We start from the raw sequence: 15,313 nt of genomic DNA, 5'->3' as shown, positions 1-15,313 counted from the left end.
CAGCTGTGGGGAGAGCATGAACGAGGGGAAGCCCACGAAGCCGAAGTGGTGGAGCCGTCCACGTCCGCAGGGCCCTGCCCAGAGGGCACCGGGGGACGACGGAGCGGACAGGGTTCGTGGTGGCGACGGCGACTTCGAGCTGGTGCCGCCTGCCGTGGTCGGTGGCGGCGAGACGGTTTCTGCCGACGGCGACTACGAGTTGAGGCTTCCGCAGGACGTGGCGGGTTCGGAGCCCGGTGATGCCTTGGAGCGGGACGCATCCGGGGCAGGGGCTTCGGAAGGAGCCTCCGAGGCCGGTGCTGCTGAGCGGGCGTCAGGGACGGGGGTTCCGGAACAGTCCCACAGCGAGGGCGACTTCGAGCTGGAACGGCCGGCTGCGCCCGCAGTTGGACCGGCAGACCCGTCTCCCACGCCCACCACCCGCCTCAAGCCCCTGCACGACCCCGACCCGTACAGCACCCCGCCCTACGGCGACCCCGGCCCCTGGGCGCCCGCCCCGCCGGTGCAGCACCCCGCGGCCACACCCGCGCAGGACACGGCGGTGCCGACGCCGCCCGCGGTACACGGCATGCCCGCCGTCCCGCACGTCTCCGGCGGGCCGGTGGGATCCGCGCCCCATGACCCGCCGGCCCCGGCACCGTCGCACGCGGTGCCGTCCCCCGCGCCTGCGGGCCCCGTTCCCGCGCCGGCACCCCCCTTCAGCGAGGCCCCACCCCCCTCCACCCCCTGGCAGAACTACGACCCCTGGGCCCCAGCTCCCCTTCAACAAAACGGGGCGGCTGTCGACGACAAGAGCACGCGACGTAGGCGGGTCCGCAGGGCCCTCGTCGGTGGGGCCGTGGCGCTGGCGCTTGTGTCCGGTGGTGTCGGTGGGGCCCTCGGGGCCTATCTCGAGCGCAACGGTGGTGTGGGGGCCGTAGAGCTGCCGCAGGCCGGGAAGGAGCCTGTCGGGCGGGCTCCGGACAGTGTGGCCGGGATCGCCGCGCGGGCCTTGCCCAGCGTGGTGACCCTGCATGTCACCGGGGCCGACGAGTCCGGCACCGGCACCGGGTTCGTGCTCGACGGCCGCGGACACATCCTCACCAACAACCACGTCGTCGAGCCCGCCGGGACCGGCGGGACGATATCCGTCACCTTCAACAGCGGGGACACCGCCAAGGCCACCGTCGTCGGGCGGGACAGCGGGTACGACCTCGCCGTCGTGAAGGTGAGCGGTGTGACCGGCCTCAAGCCCATGGCGCTCGGCAACTCCGACAACGTCCAGGTCGGCGACCCCGTCGTCGCCATCGGCGCCCCCTTCGACCTCGAGGGCACGGTCACCTCCGGAATCATCAGCGCCAAGGAACGGCCCATCACCGCCGGCGGCGACAGTTCCGACGGGAGCGACGTGTCGTACGTGGATGCGCTGCAGACCGACGCGCCGATCAACCCGGGCAATTCCGGTGGGCCCCTCCTCGACTCCAAGGCCCGCGTCATCGGCATCAACTCCGCCATACGCTCCGCCGACGACGGCTCGGACTCCGGCGGCGGTCAGGCGGGTTCGATCGGCCTCGGCTTCGCGATACCCGTCAACCAGGCCAAGCGCGTGGCCGAGGAGCTCATCAACACCGGCAAGGCCACCCACCCCGTCATCGGCGTCACCCTCGACATGGACTACACCGGCGACGGCGCCCGCGTCGGCGCGAAGGCCACCGGCGGCGGCCCCGCCGTCACCGCGGGCGGCCCCGGCGACAAGGCCGGCATCAAGGCGGGCGACATCATCACCGAGGTCGACGGCCAGCGCATCCACTCCGGCGAGGAACTGATCGTCAAGACCCGCGCCCACCGCCCCGGCGACCGTCTGGAGCTGACCGTGAAGCGCGACGGCAAGGAGAAGAAGATCTCCCTGGTGCTCGGTTCCTCCGACGGCAACTGATCGAACCGATTGACACGAACCTCACAGGTGCACCCCCCAACCCCCGCCCCACAAGGCAAACAACGCCCAAAACCGCACACGCGGCCCCACTCGGAGGCCTCGGGACAGTACCGGTCGCACGGGATCGCCGGGTACCGTGGATCCGGCCCGGACCACGGAAGACCCGCACAGACCACCGAGGGCCGAGGACCGAGGACATCGCAAGGAGCTTCAGGTGTTCAATGACATAGGACCGCTCGAGCTGGTCACGCTCGTTGTCCTCGCCGTGCTCGTCTTCGGTCCGGACAAGCTTCCGAAGGTCATCCAGGACGTCATGCGGACCGTGCGCAAGATCCGGGAGTTCTCGGAGAGCGCCAAGCAGGACATCCGGTCGGAGCTCGGCCCGGAGTTCAAGGACTTCGAGTTCGAGGACCTCAACCCCAAGACGTTCATCCGCAAGCAGCTGGACAACGACGAACTGGGGCTCAAGGAGATCCGCAACGGCTTCGACCTGAAGAAGGAGATGGCCGAGGTGACGGACGCGGTCCACAGCCGCGAAACCGACTCGCCGAGCTCTTCGTCTGCTTCGTCCGGCTCCTCCGGCGGCCGCGTCGACATGACGAAGAAGCCCGAGGAGGACGACCGTCCGCCCTTCGACGCGGACGCCACCTGAGCCGTACGCCCCCGCTGCTCACCTGCGCCGTACGTGACGCACTTCATACTCCACGGCGCCTCCGCACGGCCTGAACCCGCCTCCCCGCGCGACCCACGCGCCGGTGGGTTTCCCGGCTGCCCTCACAGGTGTGGCTATGCTGCCGAGTTGTTGTGCGGACCGTACTTCGAGGAGTAACGCCGCCCGAAGGGGGGCGGGCCGCTCCGGTCCGACGAGAGCGAGGAGGCGTCCGGGCACATGGAGACGACGAGTCAGGCAGTCGCGCAGGCGCCGGCCGCGGAGGGCGGACCACAGGACCCCTCCGCCCGGCGCACGGTCGACGGCTACCTGCAGGCGCCCTTCCCGTGGTACGGCCTCGACGAGGCCTTCACGGGGCCGCGCCGACTGATGCAGGTCGGGACGGCGGCCGACGGAGCCGTCGCACACGGTTCGATCGGGTTCGGCGACGAGCCCTCCGTGAAGAACGAGTACGCGGTCGGTGCGACCGGCGAGCCCAAGGAGAAGTTCGCGGTCGTGGTCACGGTCGCGGCCAACCCCGTACGGCGCAGCGCCGACGGCACGGGGCTCCTGGAGGCCACCTCGGTGTCCTCGGCGGCCTGGCTCGCGGGTGTGGGGCTGCTGTCCTTCACCTGGCCCGGTCAGATGGACCACTCCCTGCGCGACGACTGGCTGGAGCAGCAGACGGAGACGGCGTGGGCCCTGGCCGACGACCTGTCCGGCCCGGCCTGGTCGACGCTCTCCCTGCCGGTGGACGGCGTCCCGACGTCGTTCCACTACCGCGAGTCCGAGTTCGGCTGGGTCCTCGCGGGCTCCACGCAGGAAGGGGTGCACGTGGGGGCGTACGGAAGAGGGATGAGCGCGTACGGCCTCGGCTTCGCCGTGATCAAGGACATCTCGGCCTACGCCTAGTCGGGGTTACGACGAAGGGGGCGCCGTCTCGTCCGGACGGCGCCCCCTCGGTCGTACGAAGCCTGGAAAGCCGTACGAGGCCTAGAACTTGTTCTTCGGCGTGATCCCCAGCGACAGGCCCGAAAGACCCCGCTGGCGTCCGCCGAGCTTGCCCGCGATGCCGCGCAGGGCCGCGCCCGCCGGGGAGTCCGGGTCCGTCAGGACGACCGGCCTGCCGTCGTCGCCGCCCTCGCGGAGGCGGACGTCGATCGGGATGGAGCCGAGGACCGGGACCGTCGCACCCGTCGTGCGGGTCAGGCCGTCGGCCACCGTCTGGCCGCCGCCCGTGCCGAACACGTCGACCATCTCGCCGCAGTGCGGGCAGGGCAGGCCGGACATGTTCTCGACCACGCCGACGATCTTCTGGTGGGTCTGTACGGCGATGGAGCCGGCGCGCTCGGCGACCTCCGCGGCGGCCTGCTGCGGGGTCGTCACGACCAGGATCTCGGCGTTCGGGACCAGCTGGGCGACGGAGATCGCGATGTCGCCGGTGCCGGGCGGGAGGTCCATCAGCAGGACGTCCAGGTCGCCCCAGTACACGTCCGCCAGGAACTGCTGCAGCGCCCGGTGGAGCATCGGGCCGCGCCACACGACCGGGGCGTTGCCCGGCGTGAACATGCCGATGGAGATGACCTTCACGCCGTTCGCCGACGGCGGCATGATCATGTTCTCGACCTGGGTCGGACGGCCGTCCGCACCGAGCATGCGCGGCACGCTGTGGCCGTAGATGTCGGCGTCGACGACACCGACCTTCAGGCCGTCGGCCGCCATCGCAGCGGCCAGGTTCACCGTCACCGACGACTTGCCGACGCCGCCCTTGCCGGACGCGACCGCGTACACGCGCGTGAGCGAGCCGGGCTTGGCGAAGGGGACCTCGCGCTCGGCCGTCCCGCCGCGCAGCGCGGTCGCCAGCTCCTTGCGCTGCTCGTCGCTCATGACGTCGAGCGTCACTTCGACGCGGGTGACGCCCTCGACCCGGGAGACCGCGTCGGTCACGCGCTGCGTGATCGTCTCGCGCATCGGGCAGCCGGAGACCGTCAGGTACACGGTGACCGCGACCGCTCCGTCCGCTGCGATGTCCACCGACTTGACCATCCCGAGCTCCGTGATGGGTCGGTTGATCTCGGGGTCGTTCACCGTCGCCAGTGCCTCGCGCACCGCGTCTTCGCTAGCCATAAAGACGATGGTACGGCGCCGCACAGGGGCCCCGGGATGCCTGTCAGCGGTCGTCTACGTCACGTCCGCGGGACCGTTCTGCCCGGAATACGACGTGCTGGTGGTGGCCGTTCTGCCGCTCCTCCAGCTCCTTGACCATGTCCTGCAGCTCGGAGCGGATCCAGTCGCGGGTGGCGACCTCGCCCAGGCCGATGCGCAGAGCGGCGATCTCGCGGGTCAGGTACTCGGTGTCGGCGATGGACCGCTCGTTCTGCTTGCGGTCCTGCTCGAGGTTGACCCGGTCGCGGTCGTCCTGCCGGTTCTGCGCGAGCAGGATCAGCGGGGCCGCGTAGGAGGCCTGCAGGGACAGCATCAGGGTCAGGAAGATGAACGGGTAGTTGTCGAAGCGCAGGTCGTGCGGGGCGAAGACGTTCCACAGCACCCACGCGATGATGACGACCGTCATCCAGACGATGAACCGTCCGGTGCCCAGGAACCGCGCGATCCGCTCCGAGAGCCGTCCGAAGGCCTCCGGGTCCCACTCGGGCAGCAGCCGCCGGCGCGGCGGGCGCGGCTGGTCCAGACGGGCACGCGTGCGCGTGGCGGCCGTCGCCCCCACCGGGGTGCGCTCGCGGCTGGACTCGCGGTCAGGAGCCATGGGCGGTCGCCCCCTCGTCCTCCTCGAGGTGGAACTCGGTCTCCCGCCAGTCCTCGGGCAGCATGTGGTCCAGTACGTCGTCCACGGTCACCGCGCCGAGCAGCGCCCCGGCCTCGTCGACGACGGGCGCCGCGACCATGTCGTACGTCGCGAAGAACCCGGCGACGACCGGCAGCTGGGCGTCGGGGTCCAGCGTCTGCAGGTCGTCGTCGATGATCGAGCTGACCAGCGTGTACGGCGGGTCGCGCAGCAGCCGCTGGAAGTGGACCGTGCCGAGGTACTTGCCGGTCGGGGTCTCGTCGGGCGGGCGGCAGACGTAGACCTGGGCGGCAAGGGCGGGGGAGAGGTCGCGGTTGCGCACCCGCGCGAGGGCGTCGGCGACGGTCGCATCCGGGCGCAGGACGATCGGCTCGGTGGTCATGAGCCCGCCGGCGGTCTTCTCCTCGTACGCCATGAGCCGGCGCACGTCGGCCGCCTCGTCCGGCTGCATCAGCGTCAGCAGCCGCTCCTTGTCCGCCTCCGGGAGCTCGGCGAGCAGGTCGGCCGCGTCGTCCGGGTCCATGGCCTCCAGGACGTCGGCGGCGCGCTCCTCCTTCAGCTTGCCGAGGATCTCGATCTGGTCGTCCTCCGGCAGCTCTTCGAGTACGTCCGCCAGGCGGTCGTCGTCGAGGGCCGCGGCGACCTCGGCGCGGCGCTTGGCGGAGAGGTGGTGCAGAACGTTCGCGAGGTCGGCGGGGCGCAGCTGCTCGAAGGTGGCGAGAAGGCTCTCGGCGCCCTGTCCGTGCTCCTCCAGGGAGAAGCCGGTGACCGCGGACCACTCCACCGTCAGCGTCTCGCCCTTGGCCCTTCTGAAGGCGCCGCCCTTCTTCCCCTTCCGTACGAAGACCCGGTCGACCTCCCAGTCCCGGCGGGCCGGCAGCTGCTGCACCGACACGTCGAGGACGGTGACCTCCTCGCCGGTCTCGACGAGGGTGACGCGCCGGTCGAGGAGTTCGCCGAAGACGAGGCGCTCGGTGGGGCGTTGCTCGAAGCGCCGGACGTTGAGCACGCCGGTGGCGATGACCTGGCCGGACTCGATGCTGGTCACCCGGGTCATCTGCAGGAAGATGCGGCGCCGGGTGGGCAGTTCGACGACCAGCCCGAGAATCCGCGGGGGCCGTCGCCCGACGCGCAGCATGACGACCAGGTCGCGCACGCGGCCCACCTGGTCGCCGTTGGGGTCGAAGACGGCGACGCCGGCGAGGTGCGAGACGAAGATCCGGGGGGCGCCCGCTGCCATGGCTGCGCCTCCTTTTCCGTACGGGGTGTTTCGTGCTGCTTTTCGCTGCTCGTGTCTTTTGCTGTGCCTGTATTCCGAATTGCCCGCTCGGGTGGGCTTCAGGCTAGCCCGTGCCGATCGGATCCGCCCTGGTGGCGGGTCCGGACGGACTGGCTCCGCCGGGCCGACGCGACCCCGGTACGCTGCCGTACGCGCTCGCGTCCCTCCACCGAAAGGCAGCCCCGCCTGTGACTGCGATCCCCCTGGGCCGAACCCGCCGGACCGCGCTGGTGAGCGCGATGTGCACGCTGGTGGTGACGGGGACGGGGTTGCTCTCGGGCTGCAGCGAGGATCCGGACGCGGGTACCAACGGGGTCGGCAAGCTGCCCGCCGACCAGATCCAGTCGAAGACCCGGGCGGCCGCCGAGTCCGCCGACTCCGTACGCCTCTCAGGGAACGTGGTCACCAATGGGCGCACATACAAACTCGACATGCGCCTGAAGTCCGACGGCGCCACCGGCACGGTCACCGCGCAGGGCGGGGCCTTCGGGCTGCTGCGGATCGGTGAGCAGCTGTACCTGAAGGCCGACTCGGCGTTCTGGAACCACGCGGACGGCGACAAGGACGCCTCGGCCGCGGGCAAGCTCGACGGCAAGTACGTGAAGGTGCCGCAGGGCGACCCCTCGTACAAGAAGTTCGTCGGCTTCACGGACATGGACGTCCTCCTCGACGGGCTGCTGACGCTGCACGGTTCGCTCGGGACGGACGGCCACCACGAGCAGGCGGGCACCCCCACCATCCGCCTCACCGGCGACGAGGGCTCCGGCGGCACCCTGGACGTCTCCCTGGAGGGCAAGCCGTACCCGCTCCTGCTGGTCCGCGCGGGCGGCGCCGGCACCCTGGCCTTCTCCTCCTGGGGCAAGGACTTCGCGCTGACGAAGCCGGACAAGAACGAGACGGTGGACTACGGCAAGAAGCTGCCGGCGTCCTGATCTCTCAGCGGCGGCGCTTCTTCTTCAGCAGCAGCCGCGGAAGCCCCGCGGGGATCGGCTGACGCGTCGTCGCCGGCGAGGGCAGCGGTGCCTCGGCGAGCGAACCTTCGGGCAGCGGCTCGGTGGTCCCCGCGGGCTCCAGGCGCAGCACTCGGCACTCGCGCGACCAGCGCTCCGTCATGGCCTCGCCGTCGGGGGCGTTGAGGCGCTTGCCCTTCAGTTCGGCCACCGTCGCCGCCCACTCCTCGGACCCGGGCGCGAGCTCCACGATCTTCGCCGGCCAGGTCACCAGCCGGCCGCCCTTGTCCTTGCTGCGGACCGTCACCTCGGCGCCGCCCCCGTCGGCCAGCCCCGGCAGCGGCTGCTCGCCCGGCCCGTCGCCGACGACACACGCGGCACCCTCGTGCCACACGTGCCACAGCGCACGCGCCGGGACGCCGGGGCCCTTGACCCAGACGAGGCCGGACTTCTTGGTGGCCTCCTCGACGAGGGCCTGCTCGAGCAGCTCGCTTGTCATGTGCCCAGCCTATCGAGGTGCTCTAGAGCCAGCCGTTGCGCTTCAGCGTGCGGTGGATGCCGAGGCAGAGGCAGACCGTGATGCCCATGATCACCGGGTAGCCGTACTTCCAGTGCAGCTCCGGCATGTACTTGAAGTTCATGCCGTACACCCCGCACACCATCGTCGGTACGGCGATGATCGCGGCCCAGGCGGTGATCTTCCGCATGTCCTCGTTCTGCGCGACGGACGCCTGTGCGAGGTTGGCCTGGAGGATCGAGTTGAGCAGTTCGTCGAAGCCGACGACCTGCTCCTGGACCCGGGCGAGGTGGTCGGCGACGTCCCGGAAGTACTTCTGGATGTCCGGGTCGATCAGCCGCATCGGCCGCTCGCTCAGCAGCTGCATCGGGCGCAGGAGGGGCGAGACCGCACGCTTGAACTCCAGGACCTCGCGCTTGAGTTGGTAGATCCGCGCCGAGTCCACACCGCGCGAGACGCCGCCCCGGCCGGGCGAGAAGACCTCGGTCTCCACCTCGTCGATGTCGTCCTGCATGGCGTCGGCGACCGCGAGATAGCCGTCGACCACGTGGTCGGCGATCGCGTGCAGCACCGCCGAGGGGCCCTTGGCGAGCAGCTCGGGGTCGTCCTGCAGCCGGTGCCTGAGCGCCCGCAGCGAGCCCTGTCCGCCGTGCCGGACGGTGATGAAGAAGTCCCGTCCGGTGAAGCACATGACCTCACCGGTCTCGACGACCTCGCTGCTGGCGGTGAGTTCGTCGTGCTCGACGTAGTGGACGGTCTTGAAGACGGTGAACAGGGAGTCGTCGTACCGCTCCAGCTTGGGCCGCTGGTGGGCCTGGACCGCGTCCTCCACGGCCAGCGGGTGGAGCCCGAACTCGCCCGCGATACCGGCGAATTCGGCCTCGGTCGGCTCGTGCAGCCCGATCCACACGAAGCCTCCGTCGCGGCGCACCAGGCGCATCGCCTCGTGCGGGGTCAGCGGCTTGCCGGTGTCGACGCGGCTGCCGTTGCGGTAGACGGCGCAGTCGACGACGGCCGAAGGCGTCGAGGGGTCGCGAGTCGTGTCGTAGACGCCGGCGTCCTTGCGCAGGGAGATGCGGGACGGGCGGACCACGGCACGCAGGTCACGGATCATCGACATGGCGGGCTCCTTCGTGACAGGCAACGAGAGGCCGCCGACGACGGTTGGAACTACCCGGAATGGGGACGTCCTGACTGATGGTGTTTGGCACGTCCGCAAAGCGGGGAGCACCGCACCGTCGCGGTGGCGAGCTTCGCTACTGATTCAGATCAGACAGATCAGGCAAAACGAAACGAAGTGCTCTTCCGCGTGAAGACGCAAACCTGAAAGGCGGCAGTCAGCCGGAGCCGGATCAGCTACATCAGCGGCAGGAAGAGCGAGTGGTACTGCACGGGTGACTTCGATCCATGACAGCCCCACCTCCTCCGGCCGGTCCCTCGTAAGGGAGTCCCTGTGGCGTCGGACTCGATCGCGACGCTTCAGCGTGCTGCCCGAACGACCGGGTCAGACTATCAGCAGCCCAAAGTGTCAAGCCGCCGCTTTGCCCGGTACTGACGAGTTCTATGCTCGCCGCATGGTTGATGTTCTTGCTCTGGTCGAGGCCCGGTTGCGCACCGCGCTGGGCGAACCGGACGCGCGCGCGGCGGTCACGTTCCTCGGTACGGACCGCATCGAGGTGCTGCGTTTCCGCCAGGGCGACATCGTCCGCTACGCCACGCTCGGCATGTCCGCGCAGCCGATGAGCGACCCCACCGCGGTGCTCGCCGATCCGGTCCAGGGCCCGCGCGCCGAGCTGGTTCTTTCGGTACGCAGCGGCCTCGCCGACACCGACAAGGCGCTCCGCCCGCTCGCCGTGCTCGCCGCGTCCCCGCAGGTCGAGGGCGTGGTCGTGGCCCCCGGCGCCTCGCTCGAGATCGGTGAACCCCTGTGGCCCGGCGCGCCGTTCAGCTCCGTCCTGGTCGCTGAACCGGGCGGCCTGGTCGAGGACCTCGACCTCGACGAACCCCTCGAGCCGGTCCGCTTCCTGCCCCTGCTCCCCATGACCCCGAACGAGGCCGCCTGGAAGCGCGTTCACGGTGCCCAGGCCCTCCAGGAGCGCTGGCTGACGAACGGGACGGACCTCCGGGATCCGTCCCGGAGGTCCGTCCCGCTGGACTGACCGGCGAGTGAGCAAGCTCACCAACCGGTGGCCGGAAAGCGTCAGTTGGCAAAGACCGTGACACCGTCCTCGGTCGCGTGCTGCGGCTCAAGTTCCGCGGCCTCGTGCGTGAGCGCGCTGCGTCGTACGAGGACCACGAGCGCACCCAGCAGCGCGGTGACCGCCGCGACCACGAACGGGATGTGGAGGTCGGTCCACTCCTCGATCTTCGGCGCGAAGTAGGGAGCGGCGGCCGCGGCGAACCAGCGCACGAAGTTGTAGCCCGCGCTCGCCACGGGGCGGGGCGCGTCCGAGACGCCGAGGGCCAGCTCCGTGTACACGGTGTTGTTCACGCCGATGAAGGCGCCGGACAGGATCGTGCAGACGACGGCCGTCGTGTGGTCGCCGTAGCCGAGGACGAGCACGTCGACGGCGAGCAGCACCAGCGAGCCGCCGAGCACCTTCAGGGAGCCGAACCGCGCCTGCATGCGCGGCGCCACGATCACCGAGAAGACGGCGAGCAGCACACCCCAGGCGAAGAACACGGCGCCCGACTTGTACGGGGTCATGTTCAGCACGAACGGCGTGAAGGCCAGCACGGTGAAGAACGTGTAGTTGTAGAAGAACGCCGAGACCGCCGCCGATGCGAGACCGCCGTGGCCGAGTGCCTTGATCGGGTCGAGGAGTGACGTCTTCCGCGCCGGCTTCGGCTGCTCCTTCAGGAACGCCGTGATGCACAGGAAGCCGACCGCCATCAGGAACGCGGTGCCGAAGAACGGGTACCGCCAGCTCGCGTTGCCGAGCAGTGCGCCCAGCAGCGGCCCGCAGGCCATGCCGAGGCCGAGCGCGGACTCGTAGAGCAGGATCGCGGCCGCGCTGCCGCCGGCCGCCGCGCCGACGATGACCGCGAGGGCCGTGGAGACGAAGAGCGCGTTGCCCAGGCCCCAGCCGGCGCGGAAGCCGACGAGTTCGGCGACGGAGTTCGATGTGCCCGCCAGGCCCGCGAAGACCACCACGAACGCGAGACCGAGCAGCAGGGTCTTCCGGCCGCCGATGCGGCTGGAGACGAAGCCGGTGATCAGCATCGCCACGGCCGTGATCAGGAAGTACGAGGTGAAGAGGAGGGAGACCTGGCCGGCCGTGGCGTCGAGTCCCTTGGCGATGGACGGCAGGATCGGGTCGACGAGTCCGATGCCCATGAAGGCGACGACGGACGCGCCGGCCGTCGCCCACACGGCCTTCGGCTGCCGCAGGATGCTGCCCGCTCCCGCGTCGAAGGGGTCCTGACTTGCTCCCATCGTGTGCTCCCGTCCCGACATAGATAGTTGGTGTATGCACATAGTAAGTTAGGGTGGCTAATTAATGCAAGGCGCATCTAGTTTTGCCTGGTGAGGGTTCCGGTGAAGGGTTCCGTCCGGACGGGTGATCGTCCTTGACGTGGGGGAGCCGGGGTAGGACCGTGGGGCCCTATGAGGGGCGAACCCAGTTGCCCGAAGTGTGGTGGCCGGGTCAGGGCTCCCGGACTCTTCGCCGATTCGTGGCAGTGCGATGTGCACGGCACCGTGCATCCGGTGCAGCCCGTGATCCCGCCCAGCGTCGAGGCCCTCAGCGTCGTGGTGCATCGCACGCAGGTGCCGGTGTGGATGCCGTGGCCGCTGCCGGTCGGCTGGCTGCACACGGGCGTGGCCTGCGCCGGTGACGACCGCCACGGCGGTCGCGCCACCGCGGTGGCCTGCTCGGGGCCGGGGCCGCTCGGCGGCATAGGGGAGCTGATCCTCGTCGCCGAGGAACTCGGCGTCGGGCTCGGCGCGCGGTACGCGGGCATCGACGGTCCGGACCCGGGGCCGTACATGAACGTCGAGAAGCCGCCCCAGGCCAAGGTCCTGGCCGGAGGCCGTCCCACCCCGCTCTGGCATGTCACCGGCTCCCCCGACGACCGCGCGGTCTTCGCGGGCGAAGCGCGCGGGCTGTGGCTGTGGGCCGTGGTGTGGCCCGAGCAGTCGGGGCTGTTGATGTACGACGAGCTGGTGCTGACGGATCTGCGGGATGCGGGGGCGGAGGTCGAGCTGGTCCCCTGCGGGGCGCTGTCGCCCAGGCTGTTGGAACCCTGAGCGTTCGCTGTAGGGGGCGCTTCACAGTTTCAGGTGTGACAGGGCACCCCTGGATTCCCGCTATCCTTGGGTGTCCTCTTCCGTCCCGTCACCGCCTGGAGTCCGCGTCGTGCGCATCGATCTGCACACCCACTCCACCGCTTCCGACGGTACGGACACCCCGGCCGAGCTGGTGCGCAATGCCGCCACCGCCGGGCTGGACGTCGTCGCGCTGACGGATCACGACACCACCCGCGGGCACGCCGAGGCGATCGCCGCGCTGTCCGAGGGGCTCACGCTCGTCACCGGCGCCGAGCTGTCCTGCCGTGTCGACGGCATCTCGATGCACATGCTCGCCTACCTCTTCGACCCCGAGGAGCCGGCGCTGCTCGCCGAGCGCGAGCTGGTGCGGGACGACCGGGTGCCCCGCGCCCACGGCATGATCGCCAAGCTGAACGAGCTGGGCGTGCCGGTCACCTGGGAGCAGGTGAAGCGGATCGCCGGTGACGGTTCCGTCGGACGTCCGCATGTCGCCTCCGCGCTGGTCGAGCTCGGCGTGGTGCCCACCGTGAGCGACGCGTTCACCGCGGACTGGCTCGCCGACGGCGGCCGGGCCTTCGTCGAGAAGCACGAGACGGACCCCTTCGAGGCGATCCGGCTGGTCAAGGCCGCGGGAGGCGTGACCGTCTTCGCGCACCCCGGCGCCAGCAAGCGCGGCCGTACGGTCCCGGAGTCCGCGATCGCCGAGATGGCCGCCGCCGGGCTGGACGGCATCGAGGTCGACCACATGGACCACGACCTGGAGACCCGAGCGCGGCTGCGGGGCCTGGCCAAGGAACTCGGGCTGCTGACCACCGGGTCCAGCGACTACCACGGCAGCCGGAAGACCGTGCTGCTCGGCGAGTACACGACGGATCCCGAGGTCTACGGCGAGATCACGCGCCGGGCGACGGGTGCGTTCCCGGTGCCGGGGACCGGCGGGGCCTGAGGTCGCCCGCACCTCACCGTCGTATTCGCATCTCTTCCTGCAAGGCCTCTTCAGTCATGTTCGACTTCGCCGTCTTCGGCTCCCTCTTCCTGACCCTTTTCGTCATCATGGATCCCCCGGGGATCACCCCGATCTTCCTCGCGCTGACCGCCGGACGCCCCGGCAAGGTGCAGAAGCGGATGGCCTTCCAGGCCGTCTGTGTGGCGGGCGGCGTGATCGCCGTGTTCGGGCTCCTGGGCCACCAGATCCTCGACTACCTGCATGTTTCCGTGCCCGCCCTGATGATCGCGGGAGGACTGCTGCTCCTGCTGATCGCACTCGACCTGCTCACCGGCAAGACGGACGAGCCGAAGCAGACCAAGGACGTCAACGTCGCCCTCGTACCGCTGGGCATGCCGCTGCTGGCCGGTCCGGGTGCCATCGTGTCCGTCATCCTCGCCGTGCAGAAGGCCGACAGCGTGGCCACGCAGGTGTCGGTGTGGGCGGCGATCCTCGCCATCCATGTGGTGTTGTGGCTGGTGATGCGGTACTCGCTGCTGATCATCCGGGTCATCAAGGACGGTGGTGTGGTCCTGGTGACGCGGCTCGCGGGCATGATGCTCTCCGCGATCGCCGTGCAGCAGATCATCAACGGCATCACCCAGGTGGTCCGGGCGAGCTGATCCCCCAAGCGCAGAGCCCCCGTACGGCATCGATGCCGTACGGGGGCTCTGAAGCTTGAGCGGTGATCCGCGTCTGTGGTGTTCCGCGTCTGTTACGCGGCCGACTCCTCGGCCGGCCTGATCCAGAGGCGCTGCCCGATGGCGGCGGCCTGCTGAACGATCCGGTTGACGGAGGCGGCGTCCACGACCTTGCTGTCCACGGTCGTGCCGTTGACCTCGTCGAGTCGCATGATTTCGAAGCGCACGGCCTCTCCCTTCGTCTCGCTGTGTACGTAGTAGTCAACGGGCTGCGTGTTACAAACATTCCCTACGCTAAGGAAATTTTTCGAACGACTAATTACTGACTGGTAAGAAGTTCGGAAGCGCCCGCCGGGAGACTGACCGGGACCGGTTGTGTTCGCAGCGTGACCGCCGGGACAATGGAGGCGATGAACGACGACCTCGCGGCCCTCAGTGCCCGCATCGACCGCACGAACGAGCTGCTGCAGCGCATGCTCGCCGAGGTGGCGAAGACGCCCTCGACGCATGCGATCTTCGTCGACGCGGGATATCTGTATGCGGCCGCGGGGCGGCTGGTGGCCGGGACGGAGGACCGGCGGGCCTTCGACCTGGACGCCGAGGGGCTGATCGAGGCGCTCATCGACAGGGCCCGCACCATCTTCGCGGACAGCCGGCTGCTCCGCGTCTACTGGTACGACGGCGCGAGACGCCGCATCCACACCGCCGAGCAGCAGTCCATCGCCGAACTGCCGGACGTGAAGGTCCGGTTGGGCAACCTGAACGCCAACAACCAGCAGAAGGGCGTCGATTCACTCATTCGGACCGACCTGGAGTCCCTGGCCAGACACCGCGCGATCAGCGACGCGGCGCTGCTCGGCGGCGACGAGGACCTGGTGTCGGCGGTCGAGGCGGCGCAGGGGTACGGGGCGCGCGTCCACCTGTGGGGCATCGAGGCCCCCGAGGGGCGCAACCAGGCGGAGCCGCTGCTCTGGGAGGTCGACAGCCAGCGCACCTTCGACCTCGACTTCTTCAAGCCGTACGTGTCCCGCCGCACCGCTCCCGCCTACGAGGCCGGCGCCTCCCGGCCGACCCGCGAGGACGTCCGCTTCGTCGGCGCGCAGATCGCGGCGAAGTGGCTGGCGGCACGGGGCCGCGACTCCCTGGGGGAGCTGCTGCCGGGCCACCCGTATCTGCCGGGCTCGGTGGACCAGGACCTGCTGGTGGAGGCGGAGGGTCTGCTGCAGTACTCCCTGCGGGGGCAGGCGGATCTGCGGCGGGCGTTGCGGGACGGGTTCTGGGAGCACCTGCAGGCGCAGTACTAG

The 15,313-nt window shown here is 70.0% G+C and carries 16 protein-coding genes; 9 read left to right on the top strand and 7 right to left on the bottom strand.

Translation table 11 applies throughout. From position 1 onward, the window contains the following. Positions 1–16 precede the first annotated feature (16 nt). From ABZ880_RS22595 to ABZ880_RS22585, 3 genes are all read left to right on the top strand, one after another. Positions 17–1,915, top strand: coding sequence for a trypsin-like peptidase domain-containing protein (locus ABZ880_RS22595; protein WP_361265753.1), 1,899 nt, complete (start codon positions 17–19; stop codon positions 1,913–1,915). Positions 1,916–2,129: 214 nt separating this feature from the next. Continuing rightward, on the top strand, positions 2,130–2,567 hold the full coding sequence (locus ABZ880_RS22590; protein WP_361265750.1) for a sec-independent translocase: 438 nt from the start codon (positions 2,130–2,132) through the stop codon (positions 2,565–2,567). Between the two features lie 237 nt (positions 2,568–2,804). After that, positions 2,805–3,476 (top strand): hypothetical protein, encoded by a 672-nt coding sequence (locus ABZ880_RS22585; protein ID WP_361265748.1) that lies wholly within the window; start codon positions 2,805–2,807, stop codon positions 3,474–3,476. 81 nt (positions 3,477–3,557) lie between these two features. On the opposite strand, the gene ABZ880_RS22580 is transcribed toward ABZ880_RS22585, so the two are convergent. The 3 genes from ABZ880_RS22580 to ABZ880_RS22570 are packed head-to-tail and all read right to left on the bottom strand — an operon-like array spanning position 3,558 to position 6,607. Then, positions 3,558–4,691 carry an Mrp/NBP35 family ATP-binding protein gene (locus ABZ880_RS22580; RefSeq protein WP_361265745.1) on the bottom strand — a complete coding sequence of 378 codons (1,134 nt, stop codon included), beginning with the start codon at positions 4,689–4,691 and terminating at the stop codon, positions 3,558–3,560. 43 nt (positions 4,692–4,734) lie between these two features. Continuing rightward, positions 4,735–5,328: a DUF1003 domain-containing protein gene (locus tag ABZ880_RS22575; protein WP_361265742.1), complete on the bottom strand. Its 594-nt coding sequence runs from the start codon at positions 5,326–5,328 to the stop codon at positions 4,735–4,737. Next, positions 5,318–6,607 (bottom strand): CBS domain-containing protein, encoded by a 1,290-nt coding sequence (locus ABZ880_RS22570; RefSeq protein WP_361265739.1) that lies wholly within the window; start codon positions 6,605–6,607, stop codon positions 5,318–5,320. Before ABZ880_RS22570 ends, ABZ880_RS22575 begins: the two co-directional genes overlap by 11 nt. A gap of 227 nt (positions 6,608–6,834) precedes the next feature. Here ABZ880_RS22570 and ABZ880_RS22565 point away from each other — a divergent pair, with 227 nt between their 5' ends. Next, positions 6,835–7,578 carry a hypothetical protein gene (locus ABZ880_RS22565; protein WP_361265736.1) on the top strand — a complete coding sequence of 248 codons (744 nt, stop codon included), beginning with the start codon at positions 6,835–6,837 and terminating at the stop codon, positions 7,576–7,578. A 4-nt stretch (positions 7,579–7,582) separates the two neighbouring features. On the opposite strand, the gene ABZ880_RS22560 is transcribed toward ABZ880_RS22565, so the two are convergent. Together ABZ880_RS22560 and ABZ880_RS22555 are read right to left on the bottom strand one after the other, a co-directional pair. After that, positions 7,583–8,095: a hypothetical protein gene (locus ABZ880_RS22560; protein WP_361265734.1), complete on the bottom strand. Its 513-nt coding sequence runs from the start codon at positions 8,093–8,095 to the stop codon at positions 7,583–7,585. 22 nt (positions 8,096–8,117) lie between these two features. Next, positions 8,118–9,233 carry a magnesium and cobalt transport protein CorA gene (locus tag ABZ880_RS22555; RefSeq protein ID WP_361265732.1) on the bottom strand — a complete coding sequence of 372 codons (1,116 nt, stop codon included), beginning with the start codon at positions 9,231–9,233 and terminating at the stop codon, positions 8,118–8,120. 454 nt (positions 9,234–9,687) lie between these two features. Here ABZ880_RS22555 and ABZ880_RS22550 point away from each other — a divergent pair, with 454 nt between their 5' ends. Next, on the top strand, positions 9,688–10,272 hold the full coding sequence (locus ABZ880_RS22550; RefSeq protein ID WP_361265729.1) for a suppressor of fused domain protein: 585 nt from the start codon (positions 9,688–9,690) through the stop codon (positions 10,270–10,272). 41 nt (positions 10,273–10,313) lie between these two features. Here ABZ880_RS22550 and ABZ880_RS22545 read toward each other — a convergent pair whose 3' ends face one another. After that, positions 10,314–11,549: an MFS transporter gene (locus tag ABZ880_RS22545; protein ID WP_361265726.1), complete on the bottom strand. Its 1,236-nt coding sequence runs from the start codon at positions 11,547–11,549 to the stop codon at positions 10,314–10,316. A 171-nt stretch (positions 11,550–11,720) separates the two neighbouring features. Between ABZ880_RS22545 and ABZ880_RS22540 the strand changes: the two genes are divergently transcribed. The 3 genes from ABZ880_RS22540 to ABZ880_RS22530 all read left to right on the top strand — a co-directional run bounded on the left by ABZ880_RS22540 (position 11,721) and on the right by ABZ880_RS22530 (position 13,991). Further along, a complete protein-coding gene (locus ABZ880_RS22540) occupies positions 11,721–12,362 on the top strand; it encodes a DUF6758 family protein (protein ID WP_361265723.1) in 642 nt (213 codons plus the stop codon). Positions 12,363–12,471: 109 nt separating this feature from the next. After that, the gene (locus tag ABZ880_RS22535) at positions 12,472–13,329 is read left to right on the top strand and encodes a PHP domain-containing protein (protein ID WP_361265720.1); all 858 of its coding nucleotides are present in this window, start codon (positions 12,472–12,474) and stop codon (positions 13,327–13,329) included. Between the two features lie 56 nt (positions 13,330–13,385). After that, entirely contained in the window at positions 13,386–13,991 is a 606-nt protein-coding gene (locus tag ABZ880_RS22530) for a MarC family protein (RefSeq protein WP_361265717.1), read from the top strand. A 92-nt stretch (positions 13,992–14,083) separates the two neighbouring features. Here ABZ880_RS22530 and ABZ880_RS22525 read toward each other — a convergent pair whose 3' ends face one another. Then, the gene (locus ABZ880_RS22525; RefSeq protein ID WP_185124170.1) at positions 14,084–14,236 is read right to left on the bottom strand and encodes a hypothetical protein; all 153 of its coding nucleotides are present in this window, start codon (positions 14,234–14,236) and stop codon (positions 14,084–14,086) included. Between the two features lie 183 nt (positions 14,237–14,419). Here ABZ880_RS22525 and ABZ880_RS22520 point away from each other — a divergent pair, with 183 nt between their 5' ends. After that, entirely contained in the window at positions 14,420–15,313 is an 894-nt protein-coding gene (locus tag ABZ880_RS22520) for an NYN domain-containing protein (protein ID WP_361265714.1), read from the top strand.

Origin of the sequence: Streptomyces sp. NPDC047043, assembly GCF_040644055.1 — a bacterium.
Taxonomy (GTDB): Bacteria; Actinomycetota; Actinomycetes; order Streptomycetales; family Streptomycetaceae; genus Streptomyces.
This window is presented reverse-complemented; position numbering and strand designations above follow the sequence as displayed.

Bases quoted from the DNA above. Each gene is read 5' to 3' on its own strand.
- ABZ880_RS22575 (WP_361265742.1), bottom strand. From the start codon at position 5,328: ATGGCTCCTGACCGCGAGTCCAGCCGCGAGCGCACCCCGGTGGGGGCG.
- ABZ880_RS22585 (WP_361265748.1), top strand. From the start codon at position 2,805: ATGGAGACGACGAGTCAGGCAGTCGCGCAGGCGCCGGCCGCGGAGGGC.
- ABZ880_RS22520 (WP_361265714.1), top strand. From the start codon at position 14,420: ATGAACGACGACCTCGCGGCCCTCAGTGCCCGCATCGACCGCACGAAC.
- ABZ880_RS22540 (WP_361265723.1), top strand. From the start codon at position 11,721: ATGAGGGGCGAACCCAGTTGCCCGAAGTGTGGTGGCCGGGTCAGGGCT.
- ABZ880_RS22530 (WP_361265717.1), top strand. From the start codon at position 13,386: ATGTTCGACTTCGCCGTCTTCGGCTCCCTCTTCCTGACCCTTTTCGTC.
- ABZ880_RS22580 (WP_361265745.1), bottom strand. From the start codon at position 4,691: ATGGCTAGCGAAGACGCGGTGCGCGAGGCACTGGCGACGGTGAACGAC.
- ABZ880_RS22555 (WP_361265732.1), bottom strand. From the start codon at position 9,233: ATGTCGATGATCCGTGACCTGCGTGCCGTGGTCCGCCCGTCCCGCATC.
- ABZ880_RS22550 (WP_361265729.1), top strand. From the start codon at position 9,688: ATGGTTGATGTTCTTGCTCTGGTCGAGGCCCGGTTGCGCACCGCGCTG.
- ABZ880_RS22595 (WP_361265753.1), top strand. From the start codon at position 17: ATGAACGAGGGGAAGCCCACGAAGCCGAAGTGGTGGAGCCGTCCACGT.
- ABZ880_RS22545 (WP_361265726.1), bottom strand. From the start codon at position 11,549: ATGGGAGCAAGTCAGGACCCCTTCGACGCGGGAGCGGGCAGCATCCTG.
- ABZ880_RS22570 (WP_361265739.1), bottom strand. From the start codon at position 6,607: ATGGCAGCGGGCGCCCCCCGGATCTTCGTCTCGCACCTCGCCGGCGTC.
- ABZ880_RS22560 (WP_361265734.1), bottom strand. From the start codon at position 8,095: ATGACAAGCGAGCTGCTCGAGCAGGCCCTCGTCGAGGAGGCCACCAAG.